Source organism: Streptomyces sp. NPDC052682, assembly GCF_040678435.1.
Taxonomy (GTDB): domain Bacteria; phylum Actinomycetota; class Actinomycetes; order Streptomycetales; family Streptomycetaceae; genus Streptomyces.
This window is the reverse complement of the sequence record NZ_JBFATS010000001.1, coordinates 161270-175010: the sequence shown is the minus strand read 5'-3', so window position 1 is coordinate 175010 and position 13741 is coordinate 161270. Positions and strand designations below refer to the sequence as shown.

Genomic DNA, 13741 nt, shown 5'->3' with positions numbered 1-13741 from the left:
CAAGACATGATCAGGAGGCAACCCGTGAGCGCGACCGCGGACCACGCGGAGGAGCGGACGAACCCTGCCGCCAGGCTGGGGTTCCAGCCCGGGCAGGTGGTCCAGGAGATCGGCTACGACGACGACGTGGACCAGGAACTCCGCGAGGCCATCGAGGAAGCCATCGAGGGCGACCTTGTGGACGAGGACTACGACGACGTGGCCGACGCCGTTGTGCTGTGGTTCCGTGACGACGACGGCGACCTGACGGATGCGCTGGTGGATGCCACCACGTACATCGAAGAGGGCGGCGCGATCCTGCTCCTCACGCCGAAGACCGGCCGTGCGGGGTATGTGGAGCCGAGCGACATCTCGGAGGCCGCCACGACGGCCGGCCTGACGGCGTCCAAGAGCGTCAGCGTGGGCAAGGACTGGAGCGGCAGCCGGCTGGCGACGCCCAAGGCGGCGAAGTCCAAGCGCTAGAGATCCCTTCGAGCGCCGGAGATCCGCAGATCCACGCAGACGGACCAGGTTCGACACACCAGTCGTACGGATGGGCGGGCTGACTCAGGTCGGCCCGCCCGTCGGCATGTGGAGGCCCCTGCGTAGGGTGTTCTCGCCCGAACAACCTCCGAAGGGATGAACAGGACCATGGCCAACCAGGTCGTCCAGGTCGGCGAGAAGGCTCCCGACTTCGAGCTCAAGGACAACCACGGAGCGACCGTCAGGCTCTCCGACTTCCGCGGTCGGCAGAACGTGGTGCTGCTCTTCTACCCCTTCGCCTTCACCGGCGTGTGCACCGGCGAGCTGTGCGAGCTGCGCGACAACCTGCCGCGCTTCTCCGACCGCGACACCCAGGTGCTCGCCGTCTCCAACGACTCCATCCACACCCTGCGCGTCTTCGCCGAGCAGGAGGGCCTGGAGTACCCGCTGCTGAGCGACTTCTGGCCGCACGGCAACGTCTCGCGCGCCTACGGCGTCTTCGACGAGGACAAGGGTTGCGCCGTGCGCGGGACCTTCATCATCGACAAGGAGGGCGTGGTGCGGTGGACCGTCGTCAACGGCCTGCCGGACGCGCGCGACCTGAACGCGTACGTGAAGGCACTCGACACCCTCTGAGGCGGCCGTCGCGCGCGGCCGGCCCCGCGGGGCGCGGCCGGAAAGGGCCGACACCCTGTGATTCTCCGGCTCCAGGGCCTGCGGGGGGCGGGAACCCGTCACTAGGATCGACTCGTTGTCACGACATCCAGCACTACGGGGCATCCCGCCCCTGGACACCAATGGAGGACTCGTGGGAGTCAGCCTCAGCAAGGGCGGCAACGTATCGCTGACCAAGGAGGCCCCCGGCCTGACCGCGGTCATCGTCGGTCTGGGGTGGGACGTCCGCACCACGACCGGCACCGACTTCGACCTGGATGCCAGCGCGCTGCTGCTGAACAACTCCGGCAAGGTCGCCAGCGACCAGCACTTCGTCTTCTTCAACAACCTCAAGAGCCCGGACGGCTCCGTCGAGCACACCGGTGACAACCTCACCGGTGAGGGCGAGGGCGACGACGAGCAGATCAAGGTCAACCTCGCGGCGGTCCCGGCCGACGTCGACAAGATCGTCTTCCCGGTCTCCATCTACGACGCCGAGAACCGCCAGCAGTCCTTCGGCCAGGTCCGCAACGCGTTCATCCGCGTCGTGAACCAGGCCGGCGGACAGGAGATCGCCCGCTACGACCTGAGCGAGGACGCCTCCACCGAGACCGCCATGGTCTTCGGTGAGCTGTACCGGCACGGCGCGGAGTGGAAGTTCCGCGCCATCGGCCAGGGCTACGCCTCGGGTCTGCGCGGCATCGCGCAGGACTTCGGCGTGAACGTCTGAGTCGTTCGTCTGCCAAAGGTCTCTGTCCGGCGTCGCACGGTTTACGTGCGGCGCCGGACGCGCAGGACAGCCAGTAAGCATCACCTCGGGGAGGGACCAGATCATGGGCGTCACGCTCGCCAAGGGAGGCAACGTCTCCCTGTCCAAGGCCGCACCGAACCTCACGCAGGTGATGATCGGGCTCGGCTGGGACGCGCGCTCCACCACCGGAGCCCCCTTCGACCTCGACGCCAGCGCCCTGCTGTGCAGCGGCGGGCGGGTGCTCGGGGACGAGTGGTTCATCTTCTACAACCAGCTCACCAGCCCGGACGGCTCGGTGCAGCACACCGGCGACAACCTGACCGGCGAGGGCGAAGGCGACGACGAGTCGATCCTGGTCGACCTGTCCAAGGTGCCGCCCCAGGTTGACAAGATCGTCTTCCCGGTCTCCATCCACCTGGCCGACGAGCGCGGCCAGACCTTCGGCCAGGTCAGCAACGCCTTCATCCGCGTGGTCAACCAGGCCGACGGCCAGGAACTCGCCCGCTACGACCTGAGCGAGGACGCCTCCACCGAGACCGCGATGATCTTCGGCGAGGTCTACCGGTACCAGGGCGAATGGAAGTTCAGGGCGGTCGGTCAGGGGTACGCGTCGGGGCTGCGGGGCATCGCTCTAGACTTCGGAGTCAATGTTTCGTAAAGCCGGGTACGGCGCGGGGGAGCCCCGTACACACACGATTGGGTAGCCAGTGGTTCTGAAAACCTTCGGGTGGTCGTTCGCGGTCACCGCGCTCGGCCTGGTCGCAGCGGTCCTGTACGGGGGGTGGACCGCCTTCGGCATCGTGGCGATCCTCTCCGTTCTCGAGATCTCGCTGTCCTTCGACAACGCGGTGGTCAACGCCGGAATCCTGAAGAAGATGAATGCCTTCTGGCAGAAGATCTTCCTCACGGTCGGTGTGCTGATCGCCGTCTTCGGCATGCGCCTGGTCTTCCCGGTCGTGATCGTGGCCATCAGCGCCAAGCTCGGGCCGATCGAGGCCGTCGATCTCGCGCTGACCAACAAGGACCGTTACCAGGAGCTCGTCACCGACGCCCACCCGGCGATCGCGGCGTTCGGCGGCATGTTCCTGTTGATGATCTTCCTGGACTTCATCTTCGAGGACCGGGACATCAAGTGGCTGAGCTGGCTGGAGCGGCCGCTGGCCAAGCTCGGCAAGGTCGACATGCTGTCGGTCTGCATCGCCCTGATCGTCCTGCTGATCACCTCGATGACCTTCGCGACCCACGCGCACCTGCACGCCGGGCACGCGGACAAGGCGCAGACGGTCCTGATCTCCGGCATCGCGGGCCTGGTCACCTACATGATCGTGGGCGGTCTCTCCGGCTACTTCGAGGACAAGCTCGAAGAGGAGGAGGAACGCGAACACGAGGAGGAGGAAGAGGCCGAACGCACCGGCAAGCCCCGCTCGGCGGTCGCCCTCGCCGGCAAGGCCGCGTTCTTCATGTTCCTCTACCTGGAGGTCCTGGACGCGTCCTTCTCCTTCGACGGCGTGATCGGCGCCTTCGCGATCACCAACGACATCGTCCTGATGGCCCTCGGCCTCGGCATCGGCGCCATGTACGTCCGGTCGCTCACGGTCTACCTGGTCCGCCAGGGCACCCTGGACGACTACGTCTACCTCGAGCACGGCGCGCACTACGCGATCGGCGCGCTCGCCGTGATCCTGCTCGTCACCATCCAGTACGAGATCAACGAGATCGTCACCGGCCTCGTCGGCGTGGTGCTGATCGGCTGGTCCTTCTGGTCCTCCGTGCGCCGCAACCGCGCGCTCGCGGCGGCCGGGGGAGAAGCCGGCTCGGACGAGAAGACCGAGGTCTCGTCCGGGGTGTGACGACCTTCCGCGTGAGGAACGCTCTGTGCGGGGCGGCCGGCGAGGACGACTCCTCGACGGCCGCCCCGCTGCGTTGACGACGGACGGACAGGGGCGGGACATGGGCATTTTCGACGGTCTGCGGGGCGGACGCGCGGCCGAGTTCGACTCGGGCAGCCCCGGCTCCAACGCCATCGAGCTGACCAAACGGCACCACACGGTGTCGCTGACCAAGCAGGGAGCGGCCTCGGGCCACCTCCGGATCAATCTCTCCTGGCGGATGCGGACCTCCGACTTCGGCGGCTCGCAGCGCGAGAGCCTGCTCAGGCACCCGTTCCGGGCGCTGAAGCCCCCGGAGGTCATGGGCCACAGCCAGAGCATGGTCAACGTCGACCTCGACCTCGGCTGCCTGTACGAGCTCACCGACGGCACCAAGGGAGTCGTCCAGCCGCTGGGCGGTTTCCTCGGCGCCGTCAACGAACCGCCGTACGTCAAACTCAGCGGGGACGACCGGTTCGGCTCGGCGTCCGGCGAGACGATGTACATCAACCTCGACCACCGCGACGCCCTCAAACGCCTGCTGGTCTTCGTCTACATCTACGACCAGACACCGGCGTTCGACCGTACGCACGCCATCGTCACGCTGTTCCCCAGCAACGGGCCGCGCATCGAGATAGGCCTCGACGAACGGCATCCGCAGGCCCGCTCCTGTGCCGTGGTGCTGATCGAGAACGTGAAGAACGAGATCGTCGTCCGGCGCGAGGTCAAGTTCGTGTACGGCTTCCAGGCCGAGCTGGACCGGCTGTACGGGTGGGGCCTGCAGTGGGGACGGGGCTACAAGAGCAAGGTGGAGCGGTGAAGTCCGCCGCCCACCGCAAGGGCGCCTGACCGCTAGCGGCCGATGAACTGCGGCCCCTGCGGCGGCAGCGTGAAGTCCGGGTCGGGGGCCGGGGCGGCCGGGGGCGGGAAGCCGTAACCGGACCGGCCCGCGGTGGCCGCCGGCGCCTGCGGATAGCCGTAGGTCGGCCGGCTGGTCGGGTGCGGGTAGCCGTAGGCCGGCTGCGCCGCCGCCGGCTGCTGCGGGTAGCCGTACGCCGGCTGGGACGGAACCCCGGTCGGCGGCGGAGGCGCCGTGGGCGGGACCGGCGCCACCGTGGGCTGCTCCGGCGGCAGCGGCTGGGACGTCTCGGGTGCGGGCGGGGAGGGCACCGGCTGGGTGGCGGCCGACGCCGACGGTGTCGCAGCGGCGGTCGCGGCCGCCCCGGGCCGCTCCTCCTGCGCGGCCTCCGACTCGTCCACCGTGATGCCGTACTGGGTCGCCAGGCCCTTCAGGCCGTTGGTGTACCCCTCGCCCAGGGCACGGAACTTCCAGCCCTCCCCACGCCGGTACAGCTCACCGCAGATCAGCGCGGTCTCCTTGCCGGTCTGCGGCTTGACGTCGAAGTACGCCAACGGCTCCCCGTCGGTGACCGTGGCGTCGAACAGCAGGATGCGCAGCGCCGGCACCTGCTCGAAGGGGACGTCGTCCGCCGACGCGACCAGCAGGATCCGGCTGACCTCGGACTCGACACCGGCGAGATCTGTCTGGATCGTGTCGGTGGGGCCCTCGGCGGCCCGCTTCTTGCCCAGCCACCAGACCTTCCCCGAGGGATGCCGGGGCTGGTTGTAGAAGACGAAGTCCTCGTCGCAGCGCACACGACCGTCGGGGCCGAGGAGGAGCGCGGAAGCGTCGACGTCCGGCACCCCCTGCCCGGGCGTCCAGCGCAGCACGGCGCGCACCGTGGTGGCCTCGAGCGGGACGTTCGACCCCTTCAGCATCGCGTGCGTCATGCCCGTCATCCTGCCTTCTCGGTCCTGGCCACGACAACGCGGGGGTAGGCCCCGGACACAGGCGAGTTACTTGAAATTCATGACCGGGGGGAACCCGGGACACGCAGATCTACGTACTATTACCGGCCACCTTCCGACATTCACAGGTCGCCCAGTCACCACGGGGGAGTTCTATGCGTCACTACGGGCACCTTGCCCCTGAGGTGCGGAAGCGTCTCTTCCACCAGGAGCCGTGCGTGTTCACGCCGGACTCCCCGGCCCGGCTGCTGTCCGCGGCCCTGGGCGCCACCCTGTACAGCCCCGCCACCCGGCCCCGGCTCGCCGACGACATCCTCAAGCAGGCCGGACGCGGTGTGGTGTCGATGGTGCTGTGTCTGGAGGACTCGATCGGCGACGGCGACGTGGCGGCCGGTGAGGAGAACCTCGTCCGGCACTTCACGGACCTCGCGCAGCGGCCCGGCGCCGATCTGCCGCTGCTGTTCATACGGGTCCGCGTCCCCGAGCAGATACCCGACCTGGCCCGGCGCCTCGGCCCGGCCGTGCGGCTGCTGTCCGGTTTCGTGCTGCCCAAGTTCACCGAGGAACGCGGCATCCCCTTCCTGGAGGCGCTGGCCGCCGCCGAAGCCGAGACCGGCCGGCGCCTGTTCGCCATGCCGGTCCTGGAGTCGCCCGAGCTGCTGTACCGGGAGTCGCGGGTGGCGACCCTGGAGGGCATCTACCGCGCGGTCGACAAGTACCGCGACCGGGTCCTCGCCCTGCGCCTGGGCGTGACGGACTTCTGTTCCTCCTACGGGCTGCGCCGGGCCCCCGACATGACCGCGTACGACGTCCAGATCGTCGCCTCCGTGATCGGCGACGTGGTGAACATGCTGGGGCGGGCCGACGGCACCGGCTTCACCGTGACCGGGCCGGTGTGGGAGTACTTCCGGGTCCAGGAGCGCATGTTCAAGCCGCAGCTGCGGCAGAGCCCCTTCCTGGAGGTGCAGGCCGTCGAACTGCGCGAGAAGCTGATCGAGCACGCCATGGACGGCCTGCTCAGGGAGATCTCCCTGGACCACGCCAACGGTCTGCTGGGCAAGACGTGCATCCACCCCTCCCACGTGCCCGCGGTGCACGCGCTGTCGGTGGTCAGCCACGAGGAGTTCAGCGACGCCCAGGACATCCTGAAGCCCGAGCGCTGCGGCGGGGGTGTGCTGAGGTCGGCGTACACGAACAAGATGAACGAGGTGAAGCCGCACCGGGCCTGGGCCGAGCGGACCCTGCTGCGCGCCGAGGTGTTCGGCGTCGCCAACGAGGACATCGGCTTCGTGGAGCTGCTCGCCGCCGGGCTGCCCGACTGACCAGGCACAATGCAGGAAACGCGAGGCCAGGAACGCAGGGAGAAGGCAGTGAACGAGGGGGAGCTCCCCGAGGTGCGGCGCGCGGCGCCGGCCGGGGCGGCGGACGGCAGGGCAGACGGTGCCGGCGAGGCCGGCGGTGTCTGGTCGGGCCGCTGGGTCGCCGAGCGGCTCGGTGTCGAGCTGGCCGGTGACGACACCCTGACCGAGCTGCTGGGGCTCGCGCTGCGCCGCAACCCCAAGCGGGCCCACCTGCTCGTGTCGAACGTGCTCGGCAAGCACGTCCCGCAGTCGCCGTCCGTCGTGTACGGCCACGGGGTCGCCCTCGGCCGGCGGGTGCGCGCGCTGCTGGGCGAGGGCGACGCGGACCGGGCGGTCGTCCTCGGCTACGCGGAGACCGCTACCGGACTCGGCCACTCGGTCGCCGACGGCCTGGGCACCACGCCCTACCTGCACTCCACCCGCCGCCCGGTGGCCGGTGTCGCCCCGGCGGGCGGCTTCGAGGAGTCGCACTCCCACGCGACCTCGCACCTGCTGCTGCCCAAGGACCGGGCGCTGCTGGCCGGCGACGGGCCGCTGGTCCTGGTCGACGACGAGTTCTCCACCGGCAACACGGTCCTGAACACCATCCGCGACCTGCACGCCCGCTACCCGCGCCGCCGGTACGTCGTGGTCGCCCTGGTCGACATGCGCTCGGCCGCCGACGCCGGCCGGCTGGACGCCTTCGCCCACGAGATCGGCGCCCGCATCGACCTGGTCGCCGCCGCCTCGGGCACGGTGACGCTGCCCGACGGCGTCCTGGAGAAGGGGCAGCAGCTGGTGGCCCGGTACGAGACGGCGCAGGCCCGGCAAGAGGCGTCGCCGCAGGGCCGGGTCACCCGCGTCGACCTGCGCTGGCCGCGGGGACTGCCCGACGGCGGGCGGCACGGGTTCACGCCCGCGCACCGGGCACGGCTGGAGGCCGCCCTGCCCGCGATGGCCGCCCGGCTCGCCGAGGCACTGCCCGCCGACGCCCGGCGCGTACTCGTCCTCGGCAACGAGGAGTTGATGTACGCACCGCTGCGCCTGGCCTGCGCACTGGAGCGGACGGTGCGCGCCGAGGTGCGCTACTCCACCACCACCCGCTCGCCCGTCCTCGCCGTCGACGACCCCGGCTACGCGATACGCACCCGCCTGGTCTTCCCCGCGCACGACGACCCCGCCGACGGCCCCGGCGACCGCTACGCCTACAACGTCGCCGGCGCCGGCTTCGACGCCGTCGTGGCCGTCGTCGACTCGGTCGCCGACACCCCCGCCCTGCACGCGCCCGACGGCCTGCTCGCCCGGCTCGCCGCGCACACCCCGCAGGTCCTTCTCGCGGTCGTACCGTCGTACGTGCCCGAGCCCGCGCATGTTCCCGAAAGGTCCTCCATGCTGCCCGAGCCCCTTCGCGGCCCCGCCTTCTCCTCGTACGCGCCGGAGGAGGTCGGCTGGCTGTTGCAGGACCTGTCGGAGGTGACGCTGGAGGCCCCCACCGAGGAACGCGAGGAGGCGATCCAGAGCGGCGGCGCCCACTACGCCGAGTCGCTGCCGGTGGAGTACCAGCCCAGCGAGCGGTACCAGCAGCTGTTCCATGCGGCCCTGGACGCCTCGGCGGCCCGGATCGCCCAGGCGGTCGGCGTCGTCACCGAGACGGTCCTCGCGGAGCGGTCGCCCCGGCCGGTGCTGGTCTCCCTGGCCCGGGCCGGCACGCCGATCGGCATCCTGATGCGCCGCTGGGCCCAGTACCGGCACGGCCTGGACCTGCCGCACTACGCCGTCTCCATCGTCCGCGGCCGCGGTATCGACGCCAACGCGCTGCGCTGGCTGAACCAGCACCACGACCCGCGTGACGTCGTCTTCGTCGACGGCTGGACCGGCAAGGGCGCCATCACCCGCGAACTCGCCCAGGCCCTGGCGGAGTTGGAGAAGTCCGACGGCATCACCGGATTCGACCCGGAGATCGCGGTCCTGGCCGACCCCGGCGCGTGCGTGCGGACCTACGGCACCCGCGAGGACTTCCTCATCCCCTCCGCCTGCCTGAACTCGACGGTCTCCGGCCTGATCTCCCGCACGGTGCTGCGGGCGGACCTGGTCGGCCCGCACGACTACCACGGCGCGAAGTTCTACCGGGAACTCGCAGGCGCCGACGTCTCGGTGGCCTTCCTGGACGCGGTGTCCTCCCGCTTCACGGAGGTCGCCGAGGCGGTCGGCACCCAGGCCAAGGAACTGCTCGCCACCGACCGCACCCCCACCTGGGAGGGCTGGGCGGCTGTCGAACGCATCAGCGAGGAGTACGGCATCCACGACGTGAACCTCGTCAAGCCCGGCGTCGGCGAGACCACCCGCGTTCTGCTGCGCCGGGTGCCCTGGAAGGTGCTGGCCCGGGCCGGCGCGGGCAGCGACCTCGACCACGTCCGCCTGCTGGCCGCACAGCGGGGCGTCCCCGTCGAGGAGGTCGCCGGCCTGCCCTACACCTGTGTCGGCCTGATCCACCCCAAGTACACCCGCGGCGCGACCGGCGCCGACGGGAAGGCGGTGACGGTCTGATGCCGGTGATCGTCGCCAGCGATCTCGATCGCACGCTGATCTACTCCTCCGCTGCTCTCGCGCTGACCATGCCGGACGCCCGGGCGCCCCGGCTGCTGTGTGTCGAGGTCCACGAGAGCAAGCCGCTGTCGTACATGACGGAGACGGCGGCCCAGCTCCTCACCGACCTCGGCGACACCGCCCTGTTCGTGCCGACCACGACGCGCACCCGCAAGCAGTACCAGCGCATCAACCTGCCGGGTCCGCCGCCGAAGTACGCGATCTGCGCCAACGGCGGGCACCTGCTGGTGGACGGTGTGTCCGACCCGGACTGGCACGCACGGGTGACGGCACGGCTGGCCGACGAGTGCGCACCCCTGGCGGAGGTGAGCGAACACCTGATGCGCTCCGCCGACCCGGTCTGGGTCCGCAAGCACCGCATCGCCGAGGACCTGTTCGCCTACCTCGTCGTCGAACGGGACCTGCTGCACGAGGACTGGGTGAAGGAACTCGCGGTGTGGGCGGAGAACCGCGGCTGGACGGTCTCCCTTCAGGGCCGCAAGATCTACGCGGTGCCCAAGCCGCTCACCAAGAGCGCGGCCCTGCACGAGGTCGCCCGCCGGGCCGGCGCCACCCTCACCCTCGCCGCCGGAGACTCCCTCCTCGACGCCGACCTGCTGCTCGCCGCGGACCGCGGCTGGCGGCCCGGCCACGGCGAGCTGGCCGACGCCGGCTGGACGGCCCCGGCGATCAGCGTGCTTCCCGAGCGCGGTGTGCTGGCGGGCGAACGGATCCTGCGGGAGTTCCTGCGGGCGGTCCGGACGGCACGCTGACGGCCGCGTCCTCCACATCCTCGGTGTCGTCCCGGTCCCCGGGGAGGGCAGCGCCTGCGCGTTCCCGCCGGCGCCGGCCACCCCCGCGACGCAGCAGGCGCACGGCGAGGAACGCCAGCACCGCCAGCGCGGCCACGGCGAGGACCACCTTCGAGTACGCCGATACGACGCGGGTGACCTCGGGCCAGTTGTCCCCCAGCGCGTAACCGGCGAGCACGAACGCGGTGTTCCATATCGCGCTGCCCAGCGCGGTCAGGCCGAGGAAAACCGGCAGACGCATACGCTCGACGCCCGCCGGCACGGATATCAGGCTGCGGAAGATCGGGATCATCCGGCCGAAGAAGACCGCCTTGGTGCCGTGCCGCAGGAACCACGCCTCGGTCCGCTCGATGTCCGAGACCTTCACGAGCGGCAGCCGGGCGGCCATCGCCACCGTCCGGTCCCGGCCGAGCAGCGCACCGACCCCGTACAGCGCGAGCGCGCCGATCACCGAGCCCGCCGTCGTCCACAGCAGGGCGGCGAGCAGGCTCATGCGGCCGCTGCCCGCCGCGAATCCGGCGAGCGGCAGGATGACCTCGCTCGGCAGGGGAGGGAAGAGGTTCTCCAGCGCGATGGCCAGGCCCGCACCCGGCGCGCCCAGCGCGTCCATCAGGTCCAGGACCCACTGCGGTGCGGCACCACTGTCCGCGGCGAGGACCTGAGCCGGCGCCGCCCCGGCCGTCGGATGCGCCGTGATCGTGTGCGCTGCGATGGCTGTCATGACGACCACGCTAGAAAATCGTGGCTGAAGAGACCCTGAGGAAAACCGCACGATGCCCTGCGGTCGACCGCAGCCGGGAATGGTGGCCCGGACTGGCCATGCTGCCGGTCGTGGCCTGGCTGGAGCGGACGCCCGTGCCGGTGCGGGTGGCTGACAGGCCCGTGGGGCCCGGTGTCAGCCGCAGCATCCTCCGCCGCAGCAGCCGCCGCCGGCGCGGGGCGCGGGGCCCGGTGCCGAGGAGGACGTGCCGCCGACCGCGACCGTGGACAGGAGCTTCACCGTGTCGTCGTGGCCGGCGGGGCAGGCGGCGGGAGCGGAGGACTCCGCCATCGGACGGCTGAGTTCGAAGGTGTCGCCGCAGGTACGGCAGCGGTACTCGTAGCGAGGCATGAGCACAGGTTAACCGGCGGCTGGGGCCCTTCGGCCGGGGCGGGCAGGACGCCGCGCAGGACTGTCGCCGGTCAGTGCGGTCCCGCTCCGCGTTCCTCCCGGATCTGGGTCACCACCCGGGCGACCGTCTGCCGTACCGCCTCGGTCTCGGTCAGGAAGTGCCAGTAGTCAGGGTGGCGGCCTTCCAGAGTGGCGATGGCGCGGTCCAGGCGGGCGACCGAGTCGTCCAGGGGGCGGGCATGGCGCGGGTCGGGGGTGGTGCGGCCGGTCATGGCCAGGCGCTGCGCGTCACGGATGGCGAAGCGGGTGCGGTCGATCTCCTGCTGGGGATCCTTCTGCACGGCGTTCAGGCGCCGCAGGCGGTCGCCGGCGGCCGACACGGCGTCGTCGGTGGAGTTCAGCAGGGCTCGTACGGTCGACAGCAGGGCGGTGGCGTCCGCCCAGCGCTGCTCGTCCCGGGCGGCCCGGGCCTCGGCCAGCTTCCGCTCGGCCTGCCGTACGGTCTCAGCGGCCTGCTCGGGCACGTGCTGCAGGTCCTGCCAGCAGGCCAGCGTGAAGCGCCGGCGCAGCTCGCTCAGCACCGGCTCGACCTGCTCGGTCCGGGTGGTGAGGGCCTCGGCCCGGGTGCGCAGGGAGACCAGGCGGTGGTCGATCTCGGCGGCGCGCTCGGGCAGCCGTCCGGCTTCCACGCGGATGGCCTCGGCCTGCCGGGTGACCCGCTCGGCCCGCTCCAGGGTCTGGGGCACGCCGTGCTGCCCGGCGCCCTGGTTCAGCTTGGTCAGCTCCGGCGACAGGGCGGCGAGCCGGGCGGCGAGGTCGTCGGCCTTAAGGCCCGAGGCTCGTACGGAGTCCAGGGCGTTGGAGGCGGCGAGCAGGGCCTGCCGGGCACGTTCGACGGCGGGAGCGAGCCGGGCGAGCTGCGTCTCGGCCTTGCCGATCAGCGGCCCGAGGCTGCCGGCGAACCGGTCGAGCTCCTGCTTGACCCGTTCGAGCTCGTCCTTGGCGGCGGTCAGCTCGGTGCGGGCGCGGGAGGCGGCCGACGCCTGAAGGTCGTCGCGGTCGAGGTCGTGGCTGTCGACGGCGTCGATGTAGCGGCTGCTGGCCTCGTCGATGCGCCGGCCCAGCGCCTCGAAGTCGGCGACCGCGCGCCGGGCGGCGGGGGAGTCGTCGACGGCGCTGATCGTCTCGATCGAGATCCGCAGGTCCCGCTGCGCGGTGTCGAGCTCGTAGAAGGCGGCCGCCGCCGCGTCCTTGGCGGCCTGCGCCTCGGCGCGCTGGCTCTCGGCCCGCCCGCCGAACCAGCGCCGGGTACCGCCACCGGCGAACGCGGCGGGCAACATCAGGGCGGCGGCCAGCGGCAGCCCCATCAGCATGAGCGCGTCACGGACCGGGCCGCCGGGGGCGCCCGGGAGGGGACGGCGTACGGAGCCGAGGACATGACTTACACGACGGACGCACGGCACCAACGGCGAGTACGGCTGCGCTGGTGTCGCCGTCACATTGCTCTCCCGCACTGTCGTCCACCCTGCCCGGTGCCATTCTCCCACCGGTCGGAGACGAACACACGGGCCGGTCAGTTCGCCGTCCTGACGGTGACTTGCCGTGGTGGGCGCCGAGTCGGCGAAGATCCGGCGGGCGGCTTCCGTGTTCGACAGGGGCGGATACGGGTTTGCCGGACCGGGTGCCGGGCAAGGTAGGCTGTCGAGTCGTCCCGGGTGCGTAGCTCAGGGGTAGAGCGCCTGCCTTACAAGCAGGATGTCGGCGGTTCGAAACCGTCCGCGCCCACACACGCCGCAGGCCCCTCACCGGATCGGTGAGGGGCCTGCGGCAGTCTGGGCAAGTCATCTGCAAGCGCCGGGAATTGGGCGGGAAATGCCGCTGCTATCGTGGCCCGATGGCATCGGTCAAGCAGGTCCAGGTCACCTTCGACTGCGCGGAACCCGAGCGCGTCGGCCGCTTCTGGTGTGAGGTGCTGGGGTACGTCGTACCGCAGCCCCCGGAGGGGTTCGCGACGTGGGACGAATACGGGCGTTCGCTGCCGCCTGAGGAGCGGGGTTCGTGGTTCGCGTGCGTCGATCCCTCGGGTGTGGGACCGCGCCTGTACTTCCAGCGTGTTCCCGAAGGGAAGACGGCCAAGAACCGGGTCCATCTCGACGTGCGGGTCGCCACCGGACTGGTGGGTGAAGAGCGCCTGGCCGTGCTCGAGGCGGAGTGCGCGCGGCTGGTCGAGCTCGGCGCGGTACGCGTGCGGCTCCTGCCCGCCGATGAGGACAACGAGTCCTGCATCACGATGCAGGACGTCGAGGGGAACGAGTTCTGTCTCGACTGAGCATCCGCCGGGACGGCGG

General features: G+C 71.0%; 14 protein-coding genes and 1 tRNA gene. 11 read left to right on the top strand and 4 right to left on the bottom strand.

Annotated elements, in window-relative coordinates:
• Positions 1-24: 24 nt before the first annotated feature.
• From AB0K80_RS00730 to AB0K80_RS00705, 6 genes are all read left to right on the top strand, one after another.
• On the top strand, positions 25-462 hold the full coding sequence (locus AB0K80_RS00730) for a DUF3052 domain-containing protein (RefSeq protein WP_365664406.1): 438 nt from the start codon (positions 25-27) through the stop codon (positions 460-462).
• A gap of 156 nt (positions 463-618) precedes the next feature.
• Positions 619-1098, top strand: a complete 480-nt coding sequence (locus tag AB0K80_RS00725) for a peroxiredoxin (protein ID WP_365664404.1) — start codon at positions 619-621, stop codon at positions 1096-1098.
• A gap of 172 nt (positions 1099-1270) precedes the next feature.
• Complete coding sequence (locus tag AB0K80_RS00720) at positions 1271-1846, top strand: TerD family protein (RefSeq protein ID WP_365664402.1); 576 nt, start codon at positions 1271-1273, stop codon at positions 1844-1846.
• A gap of 103 nt (positions 1847-1949) precedes the next feature.
• Positions 1950-2525 carry a TerD family protein gene (locus AB0K80_RS00715; RefSeq protein ID WP_365664400.1) on the top strand — a complete coding sequence of 192 codons (576 nt, stop codon included), beginning with the start codon at positions 1950-1952 and terminating at the stop codon, positions 2523-2525.
• A 49-nt stretch (positions 2526-2574) separates the two neighbouring features.
• Positions 2575-3717 carry a DUF475 domain-containing protein gene (locus AB0K80_RS00710; protein ID WP_365664398.1) on the top strand — a complete coding sequence of 381 codons (1143 nt, stop codon included), beginning with the start codon at positions 2575-2577 and terminating at the stop codon, positions 3715-3717.
• 100 nt (positions 3718-3817) lie between these two features.
• A complete protein-coding gene (locus AB0K80_RS00705) occupies positions 3818-4555 on the top strand; it encodes a Tellurium resistance (RefSeq protein ID WP_365664396.1) in 738 nt (245 codons plus the stop codon).
• Positions 4556-4587: 32 nt separating this feature from the next.
• On the opposite strand, the gene AB0K80_RS00700 is transcribed toward AB0K80_RS00705, so the two are convergent.
• On the bottom strand, positions 4588-5526 hold the full coding sequence (locus AB0K80_RS00700) for a TerD family protein (RefSeq protein ID WP_365664394.1): 939 nt from the start codon (positions 5524-5526) through the stop codon (positions 4588-4590).
• A 173-nt stretch (positions 5527-5699) separates the two neighbouring features.
• On the opposite strand from AB0K80_RS00700, the gene AB0K80_RS00695 reads away from it, so the two are divergent.
• Genes AB0K80_RS00695 through AB0K80_RS00685 form a run of 3 tightly spaced genes read left to right on the top strand, consistent with a single transcriptional unit; the run spans position 5700 to position 10243 of the window.
• On the top strand, positions 5700-6866 hold the full coding sequence (locus AB0K80_RS00695; protein ID WP_365664392.1) for an HpcH/HpaI aldolase/citrate lyase family protein: 1167 nt from the start codon (positions 5700-5702) through the stop codon (positions 6864-6866).
• A 9-nt stretch (positions 6867-6875) separates the two neighbouring features.
• Positions 6876-9431, top strand: a complete 2556-nt coding sequence (locus AB0K80_RS00690) for a phosphoribosyltransferase (protein ID WP_365664390.1) — start codon at positions 6876-6878, stop codon at positions 9429-9431.
• Positions 9431-10243 carry an HAD family hydrolase gene (locus tag AB0K80_RS00685; protein ID WP_365664388.1) on the top strand — a complete coding sequence of 271 codons (813 nt, stop codon included), beginning with the start codon at positions 9431-9433 and terminating at the stop codon, positions 10241-10243. The genes AB0K80_RS00690 and AB0K80_RS00685 overlap by 1 nt, the downstream gene beginning before the upstream one ends.
• Here the strand turns inward: AB0K80_RS00685 and AB0K80_RS00680 are convergent.
• The 3 genes from AB0K80_RS00680 to AB0K80_RS00670 all read right to left on the bottom strand — a co-directional run bounded on the left by AB0K80_RS00680 (position 10161) and on the right by AB0K80_RS00670 (position 12892).
• Positions 10161-11003, bottom strand: a complete 843-nt coding sequence (locus AB0K80_RS00680) for a DedA family protein (protein ID WP_365664386.1) — start codon at positions 11001-11003, stop codon at positions 10161-10163. The two genes, AB0K80_RS00685 and AB0K80_RS00680, sit on opposite strands and share 83 nt — an antisense overlap.
• A gap of 174 nt (positions 11004-11177) precedes the next feature.
• Positions 11178-11393 carry a zinc ribbon domain-containing protein gene (locus AB0K80_RS00675; protein ID WP_365664384.1) on the bottom strand — a complete coding sequence of 72 codons (216 nt, stop codon included), beginning with the start codon at positions 11391-11393 and terminating at the stop codon, positions 11178-11180.
• A gap of 71 nt (positions 11394-11464) precedes the next feature.
• Positions 11465-12892, bottom strand: a complete 1428-nt coding sequence (locus AB0K80_RS00670) for a hypothetical protein (protein WP_365664930.1) — start codon at positions 12890-12892, stop codon at positions 11465-11467.
• Positions 12893-13106: 214 nt separating this feature from the next.
• Here AB0K80_RS00670 and AB0K80_RS00665 point away from each other — a divergent pair.
• Together AB0K80_RS00665 and AB0K80_RS00660 are read left to right on the top strand one after the other, a co-directional pair.
• Positions 13107-13178 (top strand) — tRNA-Val (locus AB0K80_RS00665).
• Between the two features lie 109 nt (positions 13179-13287).
• On the top strand, positions 13288-13722 hold the full coding sequence (locus AB0K80_RS00660) for a VOC family protein (RefSeq protein WP_365664382.1): 435 nt from the start codon (positions 13288-13290) through the stop codon (positions 13720-13722).
• The last annotated feature ends 19 nt before the right edge of the window (positions 13723-13741 follow it).

Coding starts and splice junctions, on each gene's coding strand:
- AB0K80_RS00725 (WP_365664404.1), top strand. CDS start 619: ATGAACAGGACCATGGCCAACCAGGTCGTCCAGGTCGGCGAGAAGGCT.
- AB0K80_RS00715 (WP_365664400.1), top strand. CDS start 1,950: ATGGGCGTCACGCTCGCCAAGGGAGGCAACGTCTCCCTGTCCAAGGCC.
- AB0K80_RS00705 (WP_365664396.1), top strand. CDS start 3,818: ATGGGCATTTTCGACGGTCTGCGGGGCGGACGCGCGGCCGAGTTCGAC.
- AB0K80_RS00700 (WP_365664394.1), bottom strand. CDS start 5,526: ATGACGCACGCGATGCTGAAGGGGTCGAACGTCCCGCTCGAGGCCACC.
- AB0K80_RS00695 (WP_365664392.1), top strand. CDS start 5,700: ATGCGTCACTACGGGCACCTTGCCCCTGAGGTGCGGAAGCGTCTCTTC.
- AB0K80_RS00690 (WP_365664390.1), top strand. CDS start 6,876: ATGCAGGAAACGCGAGGCCAGGAACGCAGGGAGAAGGCAGTGAACGAG.
- AB0K80_RS00685 (WP_365664388.1), top strand. CDS start 9,431: ATGCCGGTGATCGTCGCCAGCGATCTCGATCGCACGCTGATCTACTCC.
- AB0K80_RS00680 (WP_365664386.1), bottom strand. CDS start 11,003: ATGACAGCCATCGCAGCGCACACGATCACGGCGCATCCGACGGCCGGG.
- AB0K80_RS00675 (WP_365664384.1), bottom strand. CDS start 11,393: ATGCCTCGCTACGAGTACCGCTGCCGTACCTGCGGCGACACCTTCGAA.
- AB0K80_RS00660 (WP_365664382.1), top strand. CDS start 13,288: ATGGCATCGGTCAAGCAGGTCCAGGTCACCTTCGACTGCGCGGAACCC.